Genomic DNA, 25046 nt, shown 5'->3' with positions numbered 1-25046 from the left:
GTTTTTACATTGAGTAAACGGGTATCTAAAAATCAAAATACCAATTGAATAAGTCCGTTCGAATACCTATGTTAAACCAAATTGTATTACTACTTCTAGTAGCTGTGTTTTCAACTTCTGGATTAAAATCCCTAAAGGTTACATCTGCAAAAAGTTTCAAATTAGTTGCTGGATTTATAAGATATCCTGCTTGTATGTTGGCAAACAAACTGGTTGTTTTGTTTCCTTGACCTACTGTAACTCCTGTATCAAAAGGTCTATCGTTGTAATTTCTGTAAATATCACCTCCATAACTAAAATTATCTATACCATCATTAAAATCCAAACCGCGTTCACCAACAATTAACTTGGCATTTCCAAACCAACGTTTATAATGATAACGACCAATAAGCACCAATTCACTAAAATTTGATCCCCAAAGATGCGCCATAGATTGGTTACTATGCCCATAATTCAATACAATGGTGTTGTGTGAATAGGTATACGGACGAACACGATTATATTCCAATTGCAACATTAAGTTTTTAACTTTAAAGGCATTGTAATATTTATATCCCAATTGGTAACCAAATTTGTTTTTCCAACTTTTTTCGCCTCCAGAAACATCACTTGTTGAAAATTCATCAATTATTAACTGCCCATAAACATTCATATTGTCATTTAACTTGAATTTAGATGACAATCCCAACAAGGCATTTCCAGCACCTTGTCCTGTTTCAAACTCAATAGCTCTGAAGAAAATTATTGGATTTAAGTAGTTAATATCGAAACCACGATTATTAGCATTATTCCAGATAACCGATTCAAAAAAACCAACATTTAGGCGTTTTGAAACATTCCAACTTAAAAAATGTGTGGCCATATATTTTGGCAAATACGCACCATCTTCTTCAACTTCTGGTCTTACATCACGCAGCCACGTCCACGTACTGGTATATTTTATTTTCCAAAATGTCGCATTTAGTTTTAAAAATGGATAAGGGGTAGCGGCATCACTTATGAATAAAGACCTATAACCATCACCTATAAAATTTTTACCATGACCAAATTGTATATTTAAAAAATCAGCTGGCGTATAAGACAAATACGCTTCAGCAACGGGATAATCGTAACCATTATCTTTAAAATCTTTTGCAATGCCACGTCCAGGAATAATGGCTACTTCGTCAGCTGCTTTAATAGACTCGGCGTACTGATTGTAATATTGTGCAAAACGCCCTTGGCTTTCAAAAAATGAGGTGTAAAAACTGAATCGTTTGCCCAGACCACCTTGTATGTTAATACCTCGCGTATTATTGTAGGTGTTGTTAAAATCTGCTTCAGTATCTTTTCCCAACTCAAAATCAAAAATAGGATCAATGGCAAACCAATAATCCTTTCCTTCTACCCTCACCAAACGCTCGTTCCATAGTTTTCTTCCCGCAAATGAAGATTTGTCTTTCATTAAAGCCTCTTTCTCCGCACCAAAATCATAATATTTAGCAATATCTTCATATATAAATGGTTTAGAACCTGTATGACTGTTGGTACCCACTAAATTTACACTGCGTTCAAATTGTGCATAGTAACTATGCGTAAACGGAATGTTTAATTGACTGGTATACTCGCGATTGGAAAAAGGTTTGAGGTTTTGGTTGACTTGGTCATATTCTGTTTTTGCGCCTTGTTCCAATTCGGTCAGCTCATCATTTGATGCTAAATCTTTTGTTTGAACGGATTTATCTATTAACGGAATTGGAATAGGCATGGAATATTGTTTGAACGTCGCATTACCATTATATGTAGCCGGTTCAATTTTTGGAAACTCATTAAAAACACGTCTAGTTTCATCTTTAAGCTCATTATACATGGCGTCTACATAAATCACTCGAAACGCGCCTTCCTTATCTACTTCAAACAAGACAACTACTTCTCCTTTATAATTGTTTTCTGAAACCACATCTGGAACCTTAAAATTATTAAAGATGTGTTTAAAAACTTGTGTATCGAAACATTGCTGTAAAGAATCTGTAGAAACTGTTGCACAATCAGGAAAAACTGGCGGCTTTTCGTTAAATAAATTATTTTGTGCAACACTGGTGAAACCTATTAAAAAAAGTAATACGGAAAATGCTTTTTTAATCATGTAAATCGCGTTTATTCGTGGTGAAAGATACTATTTTTTTGATTAGCCACATAGCAAAAAACCGTTATCATAGTACTACAATAACGGCTTTAAAATATTGAAATTGCTCTATTTAATTCCTAATCTGAAAAATTATAGGAATGGTGTATAATACATCAACTTTTTTATTACCATGTTGCCCGGGAATCATGCTTGGTAATTTGTTAATTACTCTGTTGGCTTCTTTAGCCAAATTATCATGTGGAGCACTGGTTTCCAAAATTTCTATATCGCCAAATTTGTTTATTTTGAAATTTACATAAATTTTTTGAACACCTGACAATCCCAAATTGGTTCCTTTTCGTGTATCAAATTTTTTCTGAATAAACTTACCCATTTTATCTGACATGCATTGTCTGCGGGCATCATTTGAAATAGCATTTTCACACCCTGGAAAAATAGGAACTTGCTCGACCAACATAATATTGAATTCTTCAGGTTCTTTAGGAACATCAATATCTCCTGGATCTAATGCCTTGTCTGTATTTGGTGAGTCTTCAGTGAATACTTGACTTGCAGTTTCTTTAACATCTGAATCATTTTCCCTTACATCAAACTCTTCTGGGTTTTTAGGCTCTTTTTTTGGAAGCTCAACTACCTTTTCAACAGGTTTTTTGTAAATTTCATATTTATCCATCGTGAATTCGGTTTGTGGTTCTTCAACCATTGTGAATTCTGGAATTACAATTTCGGATTTATAAAACTTCATTTCTAATAATCCGTAGGCACATAATAGACACAGAATTAATCCTACCTGAAAGTAAAGGGCAGAGTTTTTTTGTAAATTTGCATCATGCTTGTGAGGTTTTTTCACGACTTTATCATTTTGCCGAATGATGTCGTGATTTTTCTTTGAAAAAATCATAATACTATAGTTTAAATTGTTAATATTATGATAAAAACACAATAAGCATACCAAAAAAGAAATCCCGTTACAGAAATTGTAACGGGATTTTATATTTAACCTTTATGAGGTATTTTTAATCTTGTACCTGGAACTTTATTGGCAAGAAATATGGAACTCTTACGGCTTTACCCCTTTGCATTCCTGGCTTCATTTTTGGTAACAAACCTACAACACGTTTAGCTTCTTTTTCTAAACTTGGGTGTGGCGCTCTAGATTGAATATCTACTATATTACCATTTTTATCAATCTTAAAGAACACATTGATTTTCTGAATACCAGATAAGCCTAATTCTTGTGCTAATTCTGTATTAAACTTTTTAGCAATAAACTTATTTATCTTTTCGTTCATACAAGCCTTTTTTGCATTGTTATCACCTTTTTCACACCCAGGAAAAACCGGAACGTTTTCAATAACTGCAAACGGAACTTCTATATCTTCTTCTACTTCTTCTACCTCTACTTCTTCTACCTCTACAATTTCTTCTTCCTGACTAGTTTCAGTAGATTCAATTACAGTTTCCTCAACTTCTTCTTCGTCTTCTACAACTTCAATTACTTCTGGAGCTGCAGGAGGTGGTGGAGGTGGTGGAGGTGTTGCAATCTGTTCGGTAATTGGAACTTCTTCGTCTAATTCTTCATCTAAATTTAACTTACCAATGTCGATTGCGGCCTTATCGTAAGTTTTGAAGTTAATTGCATAATTTGTTAAAAAAAGCATTAACGCTAATCCAATAGCAAAAAACAGCGAACTGTTTCTTCCAACATTAGCTTTAGGGTTTTTCTTCGGTTCCATAATTATAAATTTATTACTGCTCGCTAAAATAACCAATTAAATGGAAATTAAACAAGTGATTAATATTTTTTAACGTCTCTTTTTATGTTAAATAAGAAAACAAGCACAGTTAGTAATACCCCTAGTACATTTGCGGTTATATCTTCAACATCAAAATGACGCGTGTTTGTAAACACTTTTTGAAGTACTTCAATAATTATACCAAAAAGCATAGCGCTAACAGAAACGTAAGCAATAGCTTTATTTTTTTGCACTTTAAATCGCGTGTTTAAAGTATAAACCCAAATAAAGGTTAACAAAGCATAAGCACAAAAATGAAATATTTTATCTCCAAACGAAGGTGCAAACGATTCTATTCCACCTAAATCGATAGTGATTAAGCTGAATATTAAAAGTGTAACTGTATAAAGGGTTGAAAATAGTAAGGCTTGCTTTTTAAGCACCAATAAGCTCTTTATACTCATCGGCAGACATTAAGCCATCAACATCAGAGATATCAGCACATTTTACTTTTACCATCCAACCTTCACCATAAGGGTCTCCATTTACTTTTTCTGGCTCATCTTCTAAAGCTTCATTAAATTCAATGATTTCTCCAGAAACTGGCAAAAACAAATCTGAAACCGTTTTAACAGCCTCTACAGTTCCAAAAACCTCATCAGCTTCCAAAGTTTCGTCAACTGTTTCTACTTCTACATAAACAATATCACCTAATTCACTTTGAGCAAAATCGGTAATACCAACTACGGCAACATCGCCTTCTAATCTCACCCATTCGTGATCTTTAGTGTATTTTAAATCTGATGGAATATTCATAATGTTTTATAATAAGAGTTTCGCAAATGTATTTAATAGGTTTTTAAAATCAAACAATTCATGACTAATTACCAAAATTGTATCGCAAGGTTATTCCTGAACGAATAGTTGTTTGCGGAAATGCCGTAGAAATAGCATACTCTGCAAAGGCATAATCAAAATAGAAAATCCCTGTAAGGTTTTTGCTAAACGCATAATCTGCAGTAAACTTTGTTGACCAGATTGTTTGTCCAGAAGTCACCTGATTATTATTTAAATCTAAATATCTAATTATGGTTAGGTTATCTCTTACTGCAACGTCGGCTTTTAAATTTAAATCACTTACTATCATTTTTTTAGGTCCCGCAAGTTTAGATTTAATTCTAACATCCTTTACCCTATACCCTAAACCTACAATATATTCTTTCCCCTGAATTTCAGTCATTAAATTATTATCAAAACTTAATGAAAGTAATCTGTCTTTTTTCATTTCTAAAAGAATTTTTATGGAGTTTTTCATTTCCATATCAATTCTAAACAATGGACTAAACATTTCTGTCAAGTTAATATTGCTATACAACTTTTCATTTTTAAAGTTACCACCTTGGTCTAATTCGGTTGGATTTTCAGCATCGTAATCTAAATTTGTTCTGAACTGATTAATACTATAAGTTGATCTATAACCATGAACTATTGAAAAACGCTTGAATTTATCTTTAAACCATTTGAAGTTCATGAAGCCCGTGTATTTTAAATCCCAATTTGGAATAGGGAAGCTTCTAAAAGCGGAAAGTGAAATTTTATCTGAACTTTTTCCTGTATAAGCCGATAAAAACGAAGGTAGCAATACAGCTTGATTATTCTTTCCAAACCCAACTGGATAGCCTTCGGCATCTACTGGGAAGTTTGTGGTTCCATAAAAATTCTCCGCTAATCTATTAGCTATTATTAACCTGTTATCCCTAAAGGTCTCGAAAGCTTTAGATTGAAATTCATCGCTTTTACTGAAAGCTGTTTTAATTAAAACGGTAGATATTAAAAAGTTCCCAAAGGTATTCGGTGTAAGCGACTCATACTCTAAATCGTCACCTATTTGATTAACACGGTAATTCTCGGTATAATTTTGCGCATAGGTTCTGTTGCCTACCAAATCAATTTTAAGATCTCTTGTTGGTTCTAAATTTGCTGAATAATCAAATTGCTCTATATGGTTTGTAGTATACTGCTCATTAAAATCTGGGTATAATGTAAGCCATCCATTCCTTGCTGCTTTTTCACGTACATCACGTTGGCTACCAAATGTAAATCCTGCAGTAGGCTTTAATGTACCTATAAAGCCTGGTGTTTGTAAATAGCCTGGTAAATATGTCCCGTTTGTTTCAGAATAATTTAAGGTTACACGCTTAATACTAGTTAAAACATCTACACCAACGTTTAATAATTTGGTTCCTGTATCATTTTTAATCTTCTGCTGCTTTTTAGGGTTTTCACCGTCATTTTTTCCAGCTTGTTGTTTTGCAGCGGCCTCCCTTGATAATGGCTGACTTGCTGTTGGTGTACGCCTTACTGGTTTTTTCTTCAAACCAATATAATCGTACAACTTATTCATATTTAATGTTGTATTTAAATTATGTTGATTGGCATTTGAAACCACATTACCCAAATCATATGTTTGACCATTTACCTCGAGCTCTCTAAATAAATCTGACCCTTTTTGCCATTGGAAATCTCCGGTATAGGAATACGTGGCATCAATAAATGCAAATGTTGGTATTTTATTGAGTGGTATTTGATAGTTTACACCTAACTGTTGAAACTGTGTGTTAGGATCACCAAAATCAAAAAGACCATCCCATATATCTAAAGTCGGGTCTTGTTCTCCATTAATAATGCCATCTTTAAAATAATTCCTAACGATATTAACATTAGAAGCCGTAAAATTAAAACTCAATGCTTTGGTTAAATTATAATTTAAGGCATATTGAAAATCGAATGTATAATTACGTTTATACAATTCTTCTAACCCAATATTAGCACCACCTAAATCAATTTCCCTAAACTTCTGCCTGTTATATTGCCTGTTAATGTTAGTGTTAACCGTAAAACTTGCTGGTAAAGGGTTAATATTAAAATCCTTGAGTAATTTCCAATATTTGCTTCTGAAAATTGAATCGTTATTCTTAAATGGTTCAATTACCAAAGGATCAAAATTAAATGCATAGTTTACTCCTGTTCGCAATATTTTATCTTCTGAACTCTCAATTTCAAAATCGCGGTGTTCAACCTTATTGAAGGAGTAATTAAAAGTTAAATTCTCAACGTCATAAAATTGCGGTTTAGATTCCCCTGTTCTTATTTTTCTAACGCCAATAAAATTGATACTCTTTCTCTTGGTGTAATTCTCGTTGACATTTAAAATAGAATCCTTGTTATTGGTATTATCCAATTGGGTTTGCAATTCAATATCGCGATAATACTCATCAAACTTTGGTGTTATTTTTTCTTCACCTACACCGTAATTAAATGGGATTTGAAGACCCCATTTTTCAGGAAATAATTGTCCTACATTTACATTAGTAACAACGTCATATTGCTGAACATCTTCTCTGCTACGTTGCTCTGGTCCTTGCTCTATGGTTCCAAATCCCGATGTGCTTTTTCGTCCTGCCGCACTTACGCTAACAAAATCGGCCACATTAGCATCTAAACTTAAAGTAGCAGCCCAACCACCCTCACTGTCCATATCTGATAAACGCAATTCATTAAACCACAATATTGCACACTTATCCATTGTTGAACGGTTTTTAACACCAACCATTAAAACCCTTACATCACCAAAGTTTGGATTACCAATTATACCAACACGATGATATTCGTCTCCCGAACCTATCCCACTAGGTAATGGATCGTAAGCCATAACAGGATTTTCGCTTAATTGCTCTCTAACAACATCGTAATAAGTTGGATCTGTTGCTGTAATAGTTCCTTGAGCAATAGATTTAGATTTCATTTGCTGAAGGACTTCCAAAGGCAAATTAATTTCATTTTCTTGAGGCCACAGTTGTTCTCTAGATGTGCCTTGGGATACTTTAAGCGGTACTAAAATTTCGTAATAGTTTTGGGTTAAATCGTTACCCATTCTAATAAAACCAAAAAGATCATCATCAGTTAATCCAGGAACATCACCCGGTTCGGCGTGCATGAACATGCGTAAGCGGTTAAATTGACGCATATCAACATTTACATTCTTGAAAATTGCACGACCATCTTCAGGCTCTAAATCGCAAACATTAACCAATAAGGATTGTTCATTTTGCCTGATAACCGTATTATTATTGAATAATTCTTGAGGTTCAACTCCAGGAGGTGATTGATAAGCATTATCGTTTTGTATCGTTCCAATTACTCCTACAGTAAATTCGGTGTTATCCAAACTTGGATCACCACCATCTGAATCTAGCGTTTGTGAGTATCGTCTCCATTCACTCCTTACTAAATCCAATGTTCCAAATCTGAAAACTGTTTTTTCAGAAAACTCCTTAAGGTACATTCTGGCAAAACGAATAGAACGCAAGTCTGTTATTCCTCCAATAGCATCACTATATTCTTCAACAGGGATTCTAAACTGATACCATTTTGGAACAACCGATTGCCCATTAGGCAACTGTCTAGTTTCATCTTCCTTTATATCAACAATGTAAGGGTTATTAAGGTTAAGTGTAGCAGGCGTTAAATCTAATTCATATTCAAAATAGCTATCAATAGTGTTCATGGTATTATCTCTATTGATATCTTCTACATCAGGTTGTGTAGTTGAACCACGATTTGTATTTGAAAATGTATCAGGTGAGTTACCATCTACACCATTGTATTGCAAGTATCGTTCAAAAATATCTCCATCTCTATTTAAGTAATACACATAGTTATCTGCCGCTGGATCTTCCAACCCACTATAGTCAACAAACTTCAATCTCTCATCGTTATCATTATAACCATCATAACCAACATCTTGATTTGTACGCTCATCACCAGTTGTGTCAAAGGCATAAATAAGCGATTGGTCTTGAGGATAAACCGTATTCCAAGAAGGCGACTCTGGCAATACTCCTACAACATTACCATCGGCTGGCAACCCATTCTCATAAAGTTTTCGTCCATCCTTTATAATATCTTCTGATATGTTTCCAAGATTAAATACTAACTTTCCTCCAGGGTTTGCTTGATTATCTTGAAAAGGATCTTGTAACCAAAATTCAATATACTCAACATTCGCCTGTTCAAAATCTGTTGATGTTAACTGTCTAGAAATACCTGCCCAACTATCTTCAGGGTTTAATAATGTATTGGTACTTATATCAACACCCGTTGTTTGAAAATTATACGGCCCTCTTCTATCTGGATAAAATGTTAAATCTAAAGTGTTTAATACAGCTGTTTGTCCTTGGGCTATATCTTGTTGAGGGAATAATTCGTTAATAAAAACCCTACTGGTATACAAATCAGATATGTCATCATCTGAAATTCCAGATGGTGCTTGATTACCATAGAAAATCGGGTCAATAAAGTACCAATTTAACAAAGCTCTGTTATAACCTTGTTCAATTCCGTTTTGGTCATCATTATTATTATTAATGTTTTTTGGTCTACTGGATAAAAACCATGACTGTGGCGACTTTAAGTCTATGTTGTTTTGCGAACCCTCAAAGTCATCTACATACGAAGTGGCTTCTCCATTAAAATCTGTTCCGCTTGGTGCACCCGGCAATAAATATGCAAATTCCCCTCTTAAGGCAACATTTGAAGGCACATCGGTATCAATAGTCGGAATTTTATTAGCAAGACGTGTTAAAAAAGGAACTTCGGTAGAATAGTTCCCGTTAAAACCAAACATTTGATTGTTTATTGGCTCCTGACTATAGATTGCTTTTTGGGTTATTGGTCTCTCTTTTAAATGTAACCATGTTCCGCCTATGACAAAATTTTCATTAAACGCATGCTCTACATTTATTCCTGTATAACGTTTTGTTTGCTGACCGAAAACCGCGTTATTTTCTGTAGAAACCTGAATAGGCGTGTTTGATGATTTTAAGGCTTCATCTAAAATTTGAACTGTACCTAACTGATAGTTAACGGTATAGTCAATGCCTTCTACCAGAACACGTCCACCTGCTGTAACTGTAACCGAACCACGTGGCACATTAAATGCTCCAATTGGAATTCCGTCACCACCTGATGATTTGTATCTTCCTTTTAATAAGAACTTGTTTTTTTCAGCTTCTTCTAAAGCTGCTGTTTTGGTTTCCTTATATAGTATATCGTAAACATATTTACTTTGGTTATCGTTATAGCTCAAAGGGTTATTATAATCCTCACCACCTAATGCTAACGTATTAAATAAATACTCTCCAAATGGCTCGGCTTTTGTAAATACAATTTTACCATTAGAGGGAATAACAGTTATACCGGGAACAAAATCAAAAAATCCATCCCCATTTTGTTGAGGGTCGTTATTAAAGTTCAACCTATCAAAATTGAAAAGTTTTAAAAGTGTGGTTTCCTGAATCGGATTTCCGTTAAAATCCGGAAAAGGCGTACCATCAACAGGAGTAATAAAGTTTAACGGAGAAGCTTCATTATAAAATATATTGATTACAAAGTCATCTCTTTCCAATTGATAAGCCCCTGTATCATAAATATTTTTCATCATTAAGTCCCAGATAGGTTGGTCAACATTAGTAACTGGGCTTTTTAACATTTTAAGAACTAGGGCATTATTTGTTACCATTGTAATGCCACTATTGTCATCCACATCGGTAGCATTAACACCATCATTAGCAAATTCACCAACTTGATAAACTTGACCTCCAACAGTAAATTGGTAAGCTACGGCTAAAACTTCATCATTATTCAAGCGCTGATTTAAGGAAATATACCCTAATTGCGTGTCTACAGTATATTCCTGACCTTGCTGTAATTTTCTGGCATTTTCTAGTTTTGCATAGTCTGAACCTTCATTAACCTGTGTTGACAAACTACCAAAACCTTGTTGTGCTGTTGCAATATCCCGAATCATTTCATTTAACACAGAGCCTGATCCAATTGCCGTTGGGTCAAAATCATTATTACCATTATCTGGATACGCATTGGGTCCTACGTTAATAAATCCTGGTGGAATTGGGTTTAAATAAACATTGTTTTCATTAGGGTCTGGATTAGATTCACCTAAATCTTGTAAGGCTACAACATTTCTAACGTTTTCTGTTCTATTTGCCCTGTTGGTAACCCAAACTTCTATTCTTGTAATTTGGACATTTGTATTAATAAATGGATAACTTTCAAGAGCTCTATCGTAATTATCCCTAAAATAATGACTTAAGAAAAAGTGCCTGTTTTCATCGTAATCTCTAGCAAAAAAATCAAATTCTTCAATAGTACCTCCTCCTTGGGCCACTACCGTACGCATATCAGATTTTTGTTCTGAAAACACTCCGGTAATGGTTGTTTTACCAAATTGGAGTTCTGTTTTTACACCAAATAAACTCTGTGCTCCAGTAATTAAGGAGCTGTTTAATGGCATACTTACATTACCTACTTCAATTTTTTGAATAATGTCGTCTTCAGTTGGTGTATATTCTAATTTAATAATATTCTGAAAATCAAAAGTTGATTCCGTATCGTAATTGGCCGTTACTTGCAACCTTGTTCCAATTTTACCCAATAAACTTAAGCTGATACGCTGATCGAAATCAAATGTAAAACTACTTCTGTTTTGTGGTGAAAAGGCAGGGTTATCTTGTTTAGTGTATAAAATCCCTAAATCTATCTCTACGGAACCTTGTGGTATAATCTCTATTGTGTTACTCCCAAAAATAGATTCAAAAAAGCCTGAATTTACGTAAAACTCCGGCAATAAATTTCGCTGTTCTTCTTCAGACCCTTCTTTTTTTCCATCAAAAGCGTCTATTTGCTGCTTGTAATAGGATTTAATATTTTCTTTTACAACCAGCTCTTGAAACTCTTCTGGAGTTAAAATAACAGGGTAATTAATATTAAACCTACCAACCGTTTCCGTATAAATATAACGGTCAGTAATAGGATCGTAAGTGTATTTAGATTCAATACTGTTAGGGTTTGGCATTTGCATGTTGCCTAAACTATACCCAGTAGGAATAGAGTCTTGCTCCGTAGCAGGCTCTTGAGACCAAACTAAAACAGAACACAACAGCATAAAAGCTGTAAATAGAAAATGTTTATTTATTTTTAATAAATTATGGTTGGTTGTATTCAAAATCTATTATAAATTTTTTAGCGCTAGTTTAATTATCGTTTCTAGATCAGCATCTGGTTGTTGCGATAGAATTTTGTCTACTACGCGCTCTGACTGCTTCTTTAAAAAACCTAAAACTTCTAAAGCAGATAACGCTTCATCTTTATTAGTATTGCTTTTAACTGTGGAATTTTCATCAATATCATATACTTTCAAAATTTTATCTTTTAAATCCAGAATTACTCGTTGAGCGGTTTTTGCTCCAATTCCTTTGATAGACTGAATTAAAGCCACATCACCTACAGCAATTCCTTCACGAACTTGTACTGGTGTTAGCGATGATAACATGGTTCGCGCTGTACTTGATCCAATACCACTAACAGATATTAAAAGTCTAAATATTTCACGTTCCTCGGTTGACGAAAAACCAAATAACGTATGAGAGTCTTCCTTTACTTGAAGATGTGTAAAAAGTTTTAAATTTTCTTGATCGGGAATTTGCGAAAAAGTATGTAACGAGATATTTAAATGATAGCCTACTCCACCACAATCAATAACTACATTAGTTGGTTTTTTTTCTACAAGTTTTCCTTGAATATGTGAAATCATTAAATAGGAATCTATTAACTCTCAAATGTAATAAAATTATTTACAAAACAAAGTTGTTTACAGCCCTATTCCTGCATTTAATTCTTGCTCTTTTTTTTCTTTTTGTTGCGCATCAATAACAGCAATGGCAGTCATGTTAACAATTTCATCTACACTAGCATCTAACTGTAAAATATGAATAGGTTTTCGCATACCCATCATAATTGGCCCAATAGAATCTGCTTTGTTTAATTCTTTAAGCAATTTGTAAGTAATATTGGCTGATTCCAAATTAGGAAAAATAAGTGTATTTACTTTTCGTCCTGCTAATTTAGAAAACGGAAAAATATCTTGAAGCATTTCACTATTTAATGCAAAATCTGTTTGCAGTTCACCATCAACCAATAAATTGGGATGCCTTTTATGCAAATATGTTACGGCTTCACCAACTTTTGTTGCTGTTTGATTTTTTGAAGACCCAAAATTTGAATATGAAATCATAGCCATTACAGGCTCCATACCAAACATCTTAACCACTCCAGCTGTCATTTGCGCAATCTTGGTCAAGTCGCTAGCAGAAGGGTTAATATTAATAGACGTATCACTTAAAAACATAGGACCACGTTGCGTCATCATAACATTGGTAGTTGCCACCCTAGTAGAGCCAGGTGCTAGACCTATTAACTCAAGCATTGGCTTTACAACTGAAGGATAACTTCGGGAGTAACCAGATATCATAGCATCGGCATCACCTTCATTAACCATCATAGCAGCAAAATAATTACGCTCTCGCATAATTTTTTGAGCTGAATAACGTGTTACTCCTTTACGTTTACGTTGTTTCCAGTAGACTTCAGCATATTTATTCTTCCGATCGGTTTCTTCATCAGATTTAGGGTCGATAATTGGAACTTCAGCATCAAACTCGATTTCTTCCATTAGTTTTTCAATGACGTCTCGCCTACCCAATAATATGGGATGTGCTATTCCTTCGTCATATGCAATTTGGGCTGCCTTTAATACATCCAAGTGATCTGCCTCTGCGTAAACCACACGTTTTGGATTTATTTTGGCACGGTTTAATAACAAACGAACTATCTTATTATCTGAACCTGAACGTTCTAATAATTCATCTTCATACTTTTGCCAATCAGTTATAGGTTGTTGTGCAACGCCACTTTCCATAGCAGCTTTAGCAACAGCTGGAGGCACTTGAGCAATTAACCTTGGATCGAATGGTTTTGGTATTATGTAATCTCGGCCAAATGTTAAACGTGTTTCCCCATATGCTATATTAACTTGCTCTGGAACGGGTTCTTTGGCCAATTCTGCCAAAGCCATTACAGCAGCCATTTTCATAGCTTCATTAATTTTTGTGGCACGGACATCTAAAGCGCCTCTAAAAATAAATGGAAAACCTAGCACATTATTTACTTGGTTAGGGTGGTCACTTCGTCCTGTAGCCATTATAATATCATCTCGAGTATCGATTGCTAAATCATAAGCTATCTCTGGATTGGGATTTGCCATAGCAAAAACAATAGGATTAGCAGCCATTGTTTTAAGCATACCAGGCGTAACAATATCTGCCATGGATAAGCCAATAAAAACATCAGCGTCTTGCATGGCTTCTTCCAAAGTATCTATTTTTCTATCTGTAGCAAACTCCGCCTTTTCTTTAGTTAGATTTTCTCTATCCTGTCTAATTACTCCCTTGCTATCTAGCATCACCATGTTATCTCTAACAGCACCACAAGCTTGATATAATCGCGAGCACGAAATGGCTGCCGCACCAGCTCCGCTAATCACAATTTTTACATCATCAATCTTTTTTTCGGCCAATTCCAAAGCATTTATTAATGCTGCTGCCGATATGATTGCTGTACCATGTTGGTCATCGTGCATAACAGGAATGTCTAACTCCTCCTTTAAACGGCGTTCAATTTCAAAGGCTTCGGGTGCTTTAATATCTTCAAGGTTTATACCTCCAAAAGTTGGTGCTATATTTTTAACTGTGGCTATAAACTCTTCGATGTTTTCAGTGTCGACTTCAATATCAAAAACATCAATATCAGCAAATATTTTAAACAGCAAGCCTTTACCTTCCATAACAGGTTTAGAAGCTTCTGGTCCAATATTACCCAATCCTAAAACTGCTGTACCATTTGAAATTACAGCAACTAAATTCCCTTTTGTAGTATATTTATAGACGTTATTTTTATCTTTTTCTATTTCAAGGCATGGCTCTGCCACACCTGGCGAGTACGCCAACGACAAATCTCTTTGACTAGCATATTTTTTTGTTGGAACTACTTTTATCTTTCCTGGTGTAGGCTTGGCATGGTAAACCAAGGCCTCTCTTCTTCTGCTTTGCTTGCTCATAAATAGTTTTTTATATGACTTACAAATGTACTAAACCTAATGCTTAAATAACTATTGTTTTAAGAAATTGATATTGCGTTTCAACCCAGAAAACTTGGTACGCTTTACCGCTGACTTTTTAAATACCTTTTTAAAAGTGTCTTCGGTAATCTCTTCCCAATCTTTTTTAGAGATTTCTAAAAGTTCAGGGTGAGGATTAAATAAAGGCTCATTATGTGGCTTTGAAAACCGATTCCATGGACAAACATCCTGACAGACATCGCAACCAAACATCCAGTCGTCCATTTTACTTTTAAATTCCGTAGGGATATTTTCTTTTAATTCAATGGTTAAATAGGAAATACATTTACTGCCATCTACTACATAAGGTTCAATAATGGCACCTGTTGGACATGCATCAATACAAGCTGTACATGTCCCACAATGGTCTGTTGTAGGTGTATCATAACCCAACTCTAAATCAATAATCAATTCGGCTATAAAATAAAACGACCCAACTTGTTGAGTTAAAAGATTACTGTGTTTCCCTATCCATCCCAACCCAGATTTAGCAGCCCATGCTTTATCTAATACTGGAGCAGAATCGACAAAAGCACGGCCGTTTACCTCTCCTATTTCATCTTGGATAAAATGAAGCAGAGATTTTAACTTATCCTTGATGACAAAATGATAATCTGTTCCGTAAGCGTATTTTGACAGTTTGTAACTTTCTGAATTCTGAACTTCTGAAGGGAAGTAATTAAGCAACAAGGAAACCACACTTTTTGATCCTTCAACCAATTGGGTTGGGTCAAGACGTTTATCAAAATGGTTTTCCATATATCGCATCTCACCATGCCTATTATTGTTTAACCATTTTTCCAATCGTGGTGCTTCTTCCTCCAAAAATTCTGCCTTACTAATCCCGCATGATATAAAACCTAAACGTTTGGCTTCAGTTTTAATAAGTTTGCTGTATTGCTGTTTATAACTCACAGCGTAAAGTTAAACTATTTAATTTTTTGATATTGGTATATTGTGCTTATAAGTTCCCATCAATCTATCCCAAACTGTAAAATACAATCCATAATTTCCTTTTAATCCATTATGGTGTAAATCATGATCTTTAGATGTATTCTGGAACCTAAAAAATTTAAGATTAGTAGTAAAATAGCCCAAATGAATGAATGTATTGTAAACCATTAAAAAGGTGACAAAAATTACAAGAGCCCAATGATGAAAAGGTATAACAAAAATAATTATTGGTATTATACCTATAGAAATAATAGCCTCTAATGGATGAAAGGCAAAAGAAGCCCAAGGTGTAGGACTATTGAATAGGTGATGGGTTTTATGAGCATACTGAAATAATTTTGAATAATGCATTAAGCGATGAGTCCAATAAAAATAAGCATCGTGGGTAACTATCATAATCAAAATGCTGAAAACAAAATACAAAACCCCAAATTCATCAATGCTTTTATATTGTTTAGTATAACCGTTATCTATCCAAAATAAAAATAGAAAAATTCCGACACCGTAAATAAGAAACGTACTTATGGAATACAAAATTTCTTTTTTTATTTGATTGAATTTAGGAGTTGATTGCTGAATTTTAAATTTTAACATTTCTTTTTTCTTCCACATATAAAATATATAGAATAAAACACCTGCAATTAAAAAATATCTAATTATAAAACTAAAAGTCCCTAAAAGCCATAACTCAATTTTTGAAAAATCATCTAACATGTCTTTGAACTATATGTAGGACAGCCTTCTTCTTTTAACACATTCAAGTTTTTGTCAAATGTCTCGTCTAGAACATTCCCTGTCTTTTTATGACAAAATGGGCAAGCGTTAATATCTCCATCTGTATCAACATACAGACCTTTAACACCTGCACTAAAACAACCTTGCCTTCTTTGATAATAACCATGATAAGTTATTATTGGGTACTTGTTATGAGCAGAGCTAAAGTTCATTTTTAGAAAAAAACCCTCTAATATTTTAATGTGTGATTGACTTAATGCAACATCTTTCTCTGCATAGTGACCAATACTTTTTGGTTCTAAAAATTGAACAAAGGCAACATTTAGTTTTTTAGCCAGATTCATATATTTCATTAAATTATCCTCAGAAATAAACTCTTTAGTAACACAAATGGAAAGTGCGGTAACTAAATTGTTATTTGCAGCATTTTTAAGACCTTCTTCTACCCAGTAATAGGCATCATCAAATTTCCTAAAGAAATTATGCTTTTCTGGCATGTAATGATCCAAGCTCACTATTACTCCTGTTAAACCAGCTTCTTTTAAGCGATATGCATTGTCATTTGTAAGCTTAAACCCAGATGTTGTTACCCAAAAATCCGTTTTATTATGTGCCCCTTTGATGGATTCTGTTAACAAATCCATTTTTAATAATGGTTCTCCTCCCAATAGTTGAATTTGACTAACTCCTTTTAGTTGTAGTTTCTTAATTATAAGTCTTAATTTTTTGGAAGTTAAAACATCTTTCTTATTAAGATTATCCCATTCATAACAATGATCACATTGTAAAGCACATTTTTTCGTTATGGCTAAAAAAACAGTATTGAATCTATTTGCTTTAATTTTTACAGTTTTAAAATCATTAAGTTGTGAAGCGATAAATTGTTTGTAAACATTACTGTTCCATCCAGGTGTATAGAGCCCCATATAATATCTACCATTAGAGTAAATCATTTTTTTTAGAAAATTATCTCCCAAAAATCGTCTACGCAATTTTACTAAATAGAATAATGACTTAACCCAATCAAGAGGATTGTTATAACAAATAATAGCAATCTTCAAGAGACTTAACTTAAGTTTTAAATGAATGAATTTTAAACTTAATCCTGAAATAATATATTGATTATAATTGTCAAATGCAGCAGCCTTTTTTTCTACTTCATCTTCAACAAGTTCTTTTTGAAGTTCTACTAGCATAAATTATAAACTTATCAATTAGTAAATATTGTCATAAGAACTGTTACTATAATCAATTAAAGCTTCATACTCTAATTTAGAAAATTCAGTAAAAGCCCCTGGGTTCCTAAATAATTTCAGTTTATTAAAGTCTGGCTGTCCTTTATATTCTCTTATATAATTATAGTAACCTCTATTTTTTAAGAAAAATGATTTTTTAGATTTAGAAGTGAGTGCATTGTATTTAAATAATACTTCAACTTGATCTCCAATTTCTGGCTGAACAAAGTAGTTTCGGTCTGCGTGAGAAAGAAGCTCTCTTACATTATCCCCATCTTGAGTAATTGCTGTAACTGGTTCTAAATATTGAAGTTGTAAGGGTATATTTTTAGAATAATCTATACCTACATAATCCACTTCCCAAAACATAAAACCAGTTTCGAGTTTAATCTTCAATTTATCAGTTTCGATATCTTTTAAATCAATTGGCACTACAATATTTCTATAGGCCATTGGTCCAACTGAATTAATTAAATCTACCAATTCCCACCCTTTATTTGTTTGTATGTATACTGAAAGTGGGATGTGTTGTTCTTTTATCCATGTTTCACTTTCTTCTTTTGAAATTGATTGCTGATCTTTTTGAAATTTATTGTAGTAACTCCCAAACTGCTCATTAAACTTACCAAAAACATAATCCAACCACATAGAGTTTTTTACTTTTAAATAAAGTTTAGCCTGAGATTTCTGCTTAGGCTTATCAAACTCTAGTGTAATATCTCTTAATGGCGAGTGATTTGATGTTTCAGAATTGAACAGATATGAAGTATTATCTTTTTTTAATAGAGGTTTAATATTTCCATCTGTAAGATTAGGTGGCAAAATTGAATCAAACGAATGTGGAACACCATTTTTATCCAATAATATTTCAACATTCTCTGGATGTTCCGCTAATATTAGTTGAACCTGATCGGTATATTGGATTTCTTTTAACTCATTAGTGATTCTTAATATAAAATCACCATTATTTGAAGTTAGATTCGGCAAGTTTAAATAATCATCTCGTTGCTGATTTGCAGTTATAATACCAGGATATAATTCCCCAGTAAAAATAAACTCTTCACCGTTATTAATATAAACAAAGGGACAAGAACCTTTTAAGGCCGATACAATGATAGTTATACCGGCAATGATACCTACAACTCCCAAGGTTACATTAGCTACAGATCTACCGCTATTTCTTTCATTGATTGATAGCGATGTTATATCTGAAAAAGGTATGGTAACCTCACTTCCAAATTTAGCATCTACATTTGAAGATAAATACAAATGCAACTCGTTAAATGGTTCTTGCTTATCTCTTTTGTACCTATGTACTCTTTTTTTTTCTCTTGGTTGTAAAGGTGTGTGTTCTAAACTTAGTTCTTGTGCAATACCGGTAATAGTTTTGTTATCTTCATTTAAAATTATGTTTTCTAAATGCCATATAGTTATACCTGTATGAATTACAGCATACCTAGATTCAGAGTTGAAATTTTCTATTTGTTTTGATAGGGTCTCTGGACTTGTGGTTAAATCTTTTACATTATAATAAGAACAACTTATTATTAAATTCAGAAATGTAAATGTCAAAATTAGAGCCAATCCTCTTGTTAAATTTTTGTTTTTTTTAAAAACAATAAGAGGACATGAATCGTTAGTTATTGTTTTCATAAAATCAGTGGTTTGTGGTACTTAAATATAATGAAAAATCCAGAAAATTCTCTGTCTAACTCGTCTTTATTTTAAAACACAAGCCGTGTAAAGTATTGAATTTCAGTTTTTTTTGCTTTACAACATCTTTAATTTGTTTTAAAAACAATGCCTTTATAAAACGAATTATTCTTTTAAATTCTCGAATCTTACAATAGCATTTTTTGGCTTCAAAGTAATCAACGGATTAATTTCAATAGTTTTTCTAACTGGCAGAATGTTGAATTTTAATACTATTTCAGATATGGTCAATATCATTTCAAACATTGCAAAATTATTTCCTATACATTTACGAGGACCAGCACCAAAAGGAAAATAGTGTGATGAATGCTGTTTAGCTTGTTCTGGAGTAAACCGTTCTGGAGCGAATACGTTGGGGCGCTCCCATAATGCTTCATGCCTATGAATCTCAAAAATGGAAAACAATAAATTACTGCCCTTATTAAAATGAAACCCATTGTATGAATCCTCTTCAATATTAACCCTATCAATAAAATACGCAGGCGGATACAACCTTAAAGATTCTTCAATTACTTGTTTTGCAAACTGCGATTGCAAAATAGCAGCCATTATATCATCTTTGTTATCGTTTAAAATAGTCTGATATTGTTTACGTATTTTATTTTGCCATTCGGGATTATGAGCCAACAACTGCACAGTGAAACTTAAGGCGTTAGCCGTTGTTTCATGCCCTGCAACAAATAGCACCAAAATTTCGTCTATTAGTTGTTCCATACTCATAGCTGAACCATCATCATATCGTGCATCCAGCAGCACATCCAACAAATCGTTGTAAATTGTTTGCTCTTGTTTCCTTTTAACAATGATATTCTTTAGGATATCTCTGGATTCTTTTGAACGCTTTAAATGTTTATCAATAATACCAAAAGATTCAAAATACCATTTTAAGTAAGGTTGCCTTAACTCTTTTACCAACATAAGCTGGTTTTCTTCTGTAATACTTTGTAAGGTTCTAATTTCCGAATCGGTTGCAGCATTACTGAATAGAGCTCTTACAACGACTTTAAATGCTAAATCACTAAAAACAGGTAAGACATTAACATTTGTATTAGGTTGAATGTATTTAATTTCATGGATTACGGTATCCTTAACGGTTTCTATAAGAGTTTCTAAATTCGATTTATGAAAAGCAGGCTGAATAAGTCTACGCTGCTTACGCCATGTATCGCCTTCAGAAGTCAATAGTCCTTTTCCTAAATACTTGGCAAGGTCTTCTGTTTGAATTGTAGATTTTTTGTAGTTTTTCCAGTTTTTTTGAAGCACATATTCGGCTAGCGTTGCATCTCTAGAAAAAATGGCATGGTTACCAAAACCAACATTTAGCTTGAAAATATCGCCGTAACGCTCAAAATTTTTACGATGAAATGGCAAAGGGTTGTTCAATATTTTTAGGGCTTGCCTTAAAAAGGTGAAAGTTGAAACTTCAGGTATCTTTTTATTAGATGCCATTAAAACAAACCACCTTGCGTAGGCCCTTTTATTTTCCCTAAATGCTTATAGGCTTGTTCGGTCACCTCACGCCCTCTTGGTGTTCTCATAATAAAGCCCTGCTGAATTAAAAAAGGCTCATAAACTTCTTCAATAGTTTCAGCACTTTCGCTAACGGCTGTAGCTAGTGTTGTAATGCCTACAGGCCCTCCTTTAAATTTGTCTATAATGGTCGATAAAATTTTGTTATCCATTTCATCCAAACCATGGGCATCCACATTTAAGGCTTCCAAAGCAAAACGAGAAATTTTAATGTCAATTTTTCCATCACCTTTAATTTGGGCAAAGTCACGAACGCGGCGCAATAAGGCATTAGCTATACGTGGCGTACCTCGACTACGCCCTGCAATTTCAACCGCTGCTTCCATGGTAATCGGAACATTTAGAATACTAGCACTTCGTTGAACAATGGTAGTCAACAATTCAGTGTTGTAATACTGTAACCGACTTTGAATACCGAAACGTGCACGCATAGGAGCTGTAAGCAATCCCGAACGTGTTGTTGCACCAACCAATGTAAAAGGATTCAAATTAATTTGAACGGTTCTGGCATTAGGTCCAGACTCAATCATGATATCGATTTTGTAGTCTTCCATAGCAGAGTACAAATACTCTTCTACAATTGGACTCAACCTATGTATTTCATCAATAAACAGGACATCACGATCTTCAAGATTTGTAAGTAATCCTGCCAAATCTCCTGGTTTATCCAAAACGGGACCAGATGTTACTTTGATGCCTACATGCAATTCACTTGCTAAAATATGCGCCAAAGTAGTTTTACCAAGTCCAGGAGGACCATGAAATAAAGTATGGTCTAAAGCCTCTTCACGACCATTAGCGGCTTGAACAAAAATTTGAAGGTTTTCCAAAACTTGGTCTTGACCCGTAAAATCATCAAATGATAATGGTCTCAATTTTTTTTCTACATCAAGTTCTTCAGGAGAAAAATGCTCGTTAGTTGGGTCTAAATTTTCGTTCATACAAAACAAATATAAAGAAAAAGCCTCTCTAAAAATAGAAAGGCTTTTTAATATTATTGTATAATTACACTAATGTTGTAATTCTTCTTCTCCTTCTTTTAACGGAACGTTTTGAGGTACAAAATCTTCATCATGACCTGGCTTACTATAATCGTAAGACCAACGGTAAACATGAGGAATTTCACCTTCCCAATTACCATGAATATGCTTAACAGGTGCTGTCCATTCTAAAGTTGTAGATCTCCATGGGTTTTGAACTGTTTTCTCTCCTGTAAAAATACTAGCAAAGAAATTATATAAATAAACCAATTGGAAAACTCCACCTATTAAAGCGAAAATGGTAATAATAACATTAACATCTGCTAAATCATCAAATAATGGAAAGTTAGAATTGGTATAATAACGTCTTGGTAAACCGGCCATTCCTATAAAGTGCATAGGGAAGAAAACTCCATATGCACAAATTGCAGTTACCCAAAAGTGAATATAACCCAATTTCTTGTTCAGCATACGTCCAAACATTTTAGGGAACCAATGGTAAATACCCGCAAACATTCCATACAATGCTGATATACCCATTACCAAATGGAAGTGAGCTACAACGAAATATGTATCATGTACGTTAATATCTAAAGCACTATCACCTAAAATTATACCTGTTAAACCACCTGTGATAAATGTTGAAACAAAACCAATAGAGAACAACATGGCTGGGTTCATTTGAAGATTCCCTTTCCATATTGTTGTTATCCAGTTAAAAGCTTTAACAGCTGACGGTATGGCAATTAATAAGGTTGTAAATGTAAATACAGAACCTAAAAATGGATTCATCCCTGAAACGAACATGTGGTGACCCCAAACTATTGTAGATAAAAACGCAATAGCTAAAATAGACATAATCATGGCACGATAACCAAATATAGGTTTACGTGAATTTGATGCCATAATTTCAGACACTAATCCCATTGCTGGTAATATTACAATATATACTTCAGGGTGTCCTAAAAACCAGAATAAGTGCTCAAATAATACAGGTGAACCACCTTGGTAGTGTAATACTTCACCTTGTATAAATATATCTGATAAGAAGAATGATGTTCCAAAACTTCTATCCATTATTAATAATAATGCTGCTGATAATAATACTGGGAATGATACCACACCAATAATGGCGGTTACAAAAAACGCCCAAATAGTTAAAGGTAGGCGTGTCATTGACATTCCTTTTGTACGTAAATTTATTACAGTTACAATATAGTTTAATGAACCCAATAACGATGATGCAATAAAAATAGCCATAGATACCAACCATAACGTCATACCCATTCCTGAGCCACCTTGAGCCATTGGTAACGCAGATAGCGGTGGATAAATTGTCCATCCTGCTGCTGCTGGACCAGCTTCAACAAATAATGAGATTACCATTATAACACTAGATAAAAAGAACAACCAATAAGAAACCATATTTAGGAATCCTGAAGCCATATCTCTTGCACCAATTTGTAACGGAATTAACAGGTTACTAAACGTACCACTCAATCCAGCAGTTAAAACGAAGAATACCATTATAGTACCATGTATTGTAACTAATGCTAGATAAATGTCAGCATCCATTACACCATCAGGAGCCCATTTACCTAATAAAGCTTCAAATAACACATTTGGTTCTTCTGGCCATGCAATTTGCATTCTGAACATTAGAGACATTAAAACACCTATAACACCCATAATAGTACCTGTAATAAGATACTGCTTGGCAATCATTTTATGATCCTGACTAAAAATATATTTAGTCACGAATGTTTCTTTATGATGATGTCCGTGATCGTCGTGTTCGTGAGTATCTGCGTGTGTTGACATAATCTTCTATATACTTTTTAAAACCTATTTATAAATTACTTAATTAAAGAATTTTTGAATTCTTTTTGTTCAGCCATCCAAGCGTCATATTCTTCTTGAGTCTCAACTACTATTTTCATTTGCATATTGTAATGTGATTTACCACAAATTTTATTACAAATCAAAAGATAGTCAAATACGTATGGCTCAAGTGCCTCTTCTCCATTGGCTACTAATTCTTTACTCTTCTCTTTACGAATGTTGTTAATGTTTGCAACTTTATCAACTATAGCTTCACGCTGTCTCATATCTGCAGTCGTAACAGTTGGTGTGAATCCAAATTGTGTAATCATACCTGGCACACAGTTCATTTGTGCTCTAAAGTGTGGCATGTAAGCAGAATGCAATACATCTTGCGAACGCATTTTAAACAATACTGGTCTTCCAACTGGTAAGTGTAATTCTGTAGTAATGACATCATCTTGTGCATTTGGGTCTGATTCATCAACACCTAAAATATTGGCATTGTCTAAATTAATTAAACGCACATTAGCTTTTCCTAATGTATTGTCATTTCCACCATATCTAGCTTTCCAGTTAAACTGCTGGGCATATAATTCAACTACTAAAGGATCATCATCTTCGTTAACGTTCATAATGGTAGTCCAGGTAAACAATCCGTAAATAATCAAACCTGCTAAAACAATAACCGGTATTATTGTCCAAATAGCCTCTAAAGTATTATTGTCAGCATAGAATAATGCTTTTTTTCCTTTTTCACCTCTGTATTTGTAAGCAAAATAGTGTAATAAAAACTGTGTGATTGTTTGAACAATAAAAATGATGACCATAGATATGATCATTAAATTATCAATTCCAGGTCCATGTTCAGAAGCTGAATTTGACATTAACGGTAAATCGCCCCAATTCACAAAACACACAATAGTAATTGCGTAAATGAAAATTAAAAATCCAATCATTAAATAAGCATTAAGCTTATTGTCTTGATCGTTTGCAACTTGACTATTTGATGCACCAACTTGGGCTAAATCAAATATTTTTATCATTTGCCAAATTGCAACGGCAATAAAAACTAAAATTATAACTGTTAAAAAAGCTGTCATTGTCTTTTCTCTTCTTTAA

16 protein-coding genes are annotated in these 25046 nt (G+C 33.8%); all 16 read right to left on the bottom strand.

Annotated features, from left to right (window positions below; all coding sequences use genetic code 11):
• Positions 1 to 25: 25 nt before the first annotated feature.
• Entirely contained in the window at positions 26 to 2125 is a 2100-nt protein-coding gene (locus K7G76_RS13360) for a gliding motility protein RemB (RefSeq protein ID WP_223034719.1), read from the bottom strand.
• A 112-nt stretch (positions 2126 to 2237) separates the two neighbouring features.
• Positions 2238 to 3029: an energy transducer TonB gene (locus tag K7G76_RS13355; RefSeq protein WP_223034718.1), complete on the bottom strand. Its 792-nt coding sequence runs from the start codon at positions 3027 to 3029 to the stop codon at positions 2238 to 2240.
• A gap of 115 nt (positions 3030 to 3144) precedes the next feature.
• Positions 3145 to 3864, bottom strand: coding sequence for an energy transducer TonB (locus K7G76_RS13350; protein WP_223034717.1), 720 nt, complete (start codon positions 3862 to 3864; stop codon positions 3145 to 3147).
• Positions 3865 to 3923: 59 nt separating this feature from the next.
• Positions 3924 to 4328: a VanZ family protein gene (locus K7G76_RS13345; protein WP_223034716.1), complete on the bottom strand. Its 405-nt coding sequence runs from the start codon at positions 4326 to 4328 to the stop codon at positions 3924 to 3926.
• Entirely contained in the window at positions 4300 to 4680 is a 381-nt protein-coding gene (gene gcvH, locus K7G76_RS13340; protein WP_223034715.1) for a glycine cleavage system protein GcvH, read from the bottom strand. The genes K7G76_RS13345 and gcvH overlap by 29 nt, the downstream gene beginning before the upstream one ends.
• 64 nt (positions 4681 to 4744) lie before the next feature.
• Positions 4745 to 11947: a T9SS outer membrane translocon Sov/SprA gene (gene sov / locus K7G76_RS13335; RefSeq protein WP_255573026.1), complete on the bottom strand. Its 7203-nt coding sequence runs from the start codon at positions 11945 to 11947 to the stop codon at positions 4745 to 4747.
• Positions 11948 to 11953: 6 nt separating this feature from the next.
• The gene (gene ruvA / locus K7G76_RS13330) at positions 11954 to 12535 is read right to left on the bottom strand and encodes a Holliday junction branch migration protein RuvA (RefSeq protein ID WP_223034714.1); all 582 of its coding nucleotides are present in this window, start codon (positions 12533 to 12535) and stop codon (positions 11954 to 11956) included.
• A 57-nt stretch (positions 12536 to 12592) separates the two neighbouring features.
• On the bottom strand, positions 12593 to 14896 hold the full coding sequence (locus K7G76_RS13325; RefSeq protein ID WP_223034713.1) for an NADP-dependent malic enzyme: 2304 nt from the start codon (positions 14894 to 14896) through the stop codon (positions 12593 to 12595).
• Positions 14897 to 14947: 51 nt separating this feature from the next.
• Complete coding sequence (queG, locus tag K7G76_RS13320; RefSeq protein ID WP_223034712.1) at positions 14948 to 15871, bottom strand: tRNA epoxyqueuosine(34) reductase QueG; 924 nt, start codon at positions 15869 to 15871, stop codon at positions 14948 to 14950.
• An 18-nt stretch (positions 15872 to 15889) separates the two neighbouring features.
• Positions 15890 to 16624 carry a sterol desaturase family protein gene (locus K7G76_RS13315; RefSeq protein ID WP_223034711.1) on the bottom strand — a complete coding sequence of 245 codons (735 nt, stop codon included), beginning with the start codon at positions 16622 to 16624 and terminating at the stop codon, positions 15890 to 15892.
• Entirely contained in the window at positions 16618 to 17841 is a 1224-nt protein-coding gene (locus K7G76_RS13310; protein ID WP_223034710.1) for a radical SAM/SPASM domain-containing protein, read from the bottom strand. The genes K7G76_RS13315 and K7G76_RS13310 overlap by 7 nt, the downstream gene beginning before the upstream one ends.
• A gap of 18 nt (positions 17842 to 17859) precedes the next feature.
• The gene (locus K7G76_RS13305; protein WP_223034709.1) at positions 17860 to 19533 is read right to left on the bottom strand and encodes a hypothetical protein; all 1674 of its coding nucleotides are present in this window, start codon (positions 19531 to 19533) and stop codon (positions 17860 to 17862) included.
• A 165-nt stretch (positions 19534 to 19698) separates the two neighbouring features.
• Entirely contained in the window at positions 19699 to 21042 is a 1344-nt protein-coding gene (locus K7G76_RS13300) for a cytochrome P450 (RefSeq protein WP_223034708.1), read from the bottom strand.
• Complete coding sequence (gene ruvB / locus K7G76_RS13295; protein WP_223034707.1) at positions 21042 to 22064, bottom strand: Holliday junction branch migration DNA helicase RuvB; 1023 nt, start codon at positions 22062 to 22064, stop codon at positions 21042 to 21044. The genes K7G76_RS13300 and ruvB overlap by 1 nt, the downstream gene beginning before the upstream one ends.
• A 69-nt stretch (positions 22065 to 22133) precedes the next feature.
• Positions 22134 to 23924, bottom strand: a complete 1791-nt coding sequence (locus tag K7G76_RS13290; protein ID WP_223034706.1) for a cytochrome c oxidase subunit I — start codon at positions 23922 to 23924, stop codon at positions 22134 to 22136.
• Between the two features lie 35 nt (positions 23925 to 23959).
• The gene (locus K7G76_RS13285; RefSeq protein WP_223034705.1) at positions 23960 to 25027 is read right to left on the bottom strand and encodes a cytochrome c oxidase subunit II; all 1068 of its coding nucleotides are present in this window, start codon (positions 25025 to 25027) and stop codon (positions 23960 to 23962) included.
• Positions 25028 to 25046 lie beyond the last annotated feature (19 nt).

Source organism: Hanstruepera marina, from assembly GCF_019880635.1.
Taxonomy (GTDB): Bacteria; Bacteroidota; Bacteroidia; order Flavobacteriales; family Flavobacteriaceae; genus Hanstruepera; species Hanstruepera marina.
Note: the sequence above shows the minus strand (reverse complement) of the source record. Positions and strands in the feature narration are given on the sequence as shown.

Coding starts and splice junctions, on each gene's coding strand:
- K7G76_RS13305 (WP_223034709.1), bottom strand. CDS start 19,533: ATGAAAACAATAACTAACGATTCATGTCCTCTTATTGTTTTTAAAAAA.
- K7G76_RS13345 (WP_223034716.1), bottom strand. CDS start 4,328: ATGAGTATAAAGAGCTTATTGGTGCTTAAAAAGCAAGCCTTACTATTT.
- gcvH (WP_223034715.1), bottom strand. CDS start 4,680: ATGAATATTCCATCAGATTTAAAATACACTAAAGATCACGAATGGGTG.
- K7G76_RS13315 (WP_223034711.1), bottom strand. CDS start 16,624: ATGTTAGATGATTTTTCAAAAATTGAGTTATGGCTTTTAGGGACTTTT.
- K7G76_RS13355 (WP_223034718.1), bottom strand. CDS start 3,029: ATGATTTTTTCAAAGAAAAATCACGACATCATTCGGCAAAATGATAAA.
- K7G76_RS13325 (WP_223034713.1), bottom strand. CDS start 14,896: ATGAGCAAGCAAAGCAGAAGAAGAGAGGCCTTGGTTTACCATGCCAAG.
- ruvB (WP_223034707.1), bottom strand. CDS start 22,064: ATGAACGAAAATTTAGACCCAACTAACGAGCATTTTTCTCCTGAAGAA.
- ruvA (WP_223034714.1), bottom strand. CDS start 12,535: ATGATTTCACATATTCAAGGAAAACTTGTAGAAAAAAAACCAACTAAT.
- K7G76_RS13290 (WP_223034706.1), bottom strand. CDS start 23,924: ATGTCAACACACGCAGATACTCACGAACACGACGATCACGGACATCAT.
- K7G76_RS13350 (WP_223034717.1), bottom strand. CDS start 3,864: ATGGAACCGAAGAAAAACCCTAAAGCTAATGTTGGAAGAAACAGTTCG.
- K7G76_RS13285 (WP_223034705.1), bottom strand. CDS start 25,027: ATGACAGCTTTTTTAACAGTTATAATTTTAGTTTTTATTGCCGTTGCA.
- K7G76_RS13310 (WP_223034710.1), bottom strand. CDS start 17,841: ATGCTAGTAGAACTTCAAAAAGAACTTGTTGAAGATGAAGTAGAAAAA.
- K7G76_RS13360 (WP_223034719.1), bottom strand. CDS start 2,125: ATGATTAAAAAAGCATTTTCCGTATTACTTTTTTTAATAGGTTTCACC.
- K7G76_RS13300 (WP_223034708.1), bottom strand. CDS start 21,042: ATGGCATCTAATAAAAAGATACCTGAAGTTTCAACTTTCACCTTTTTA.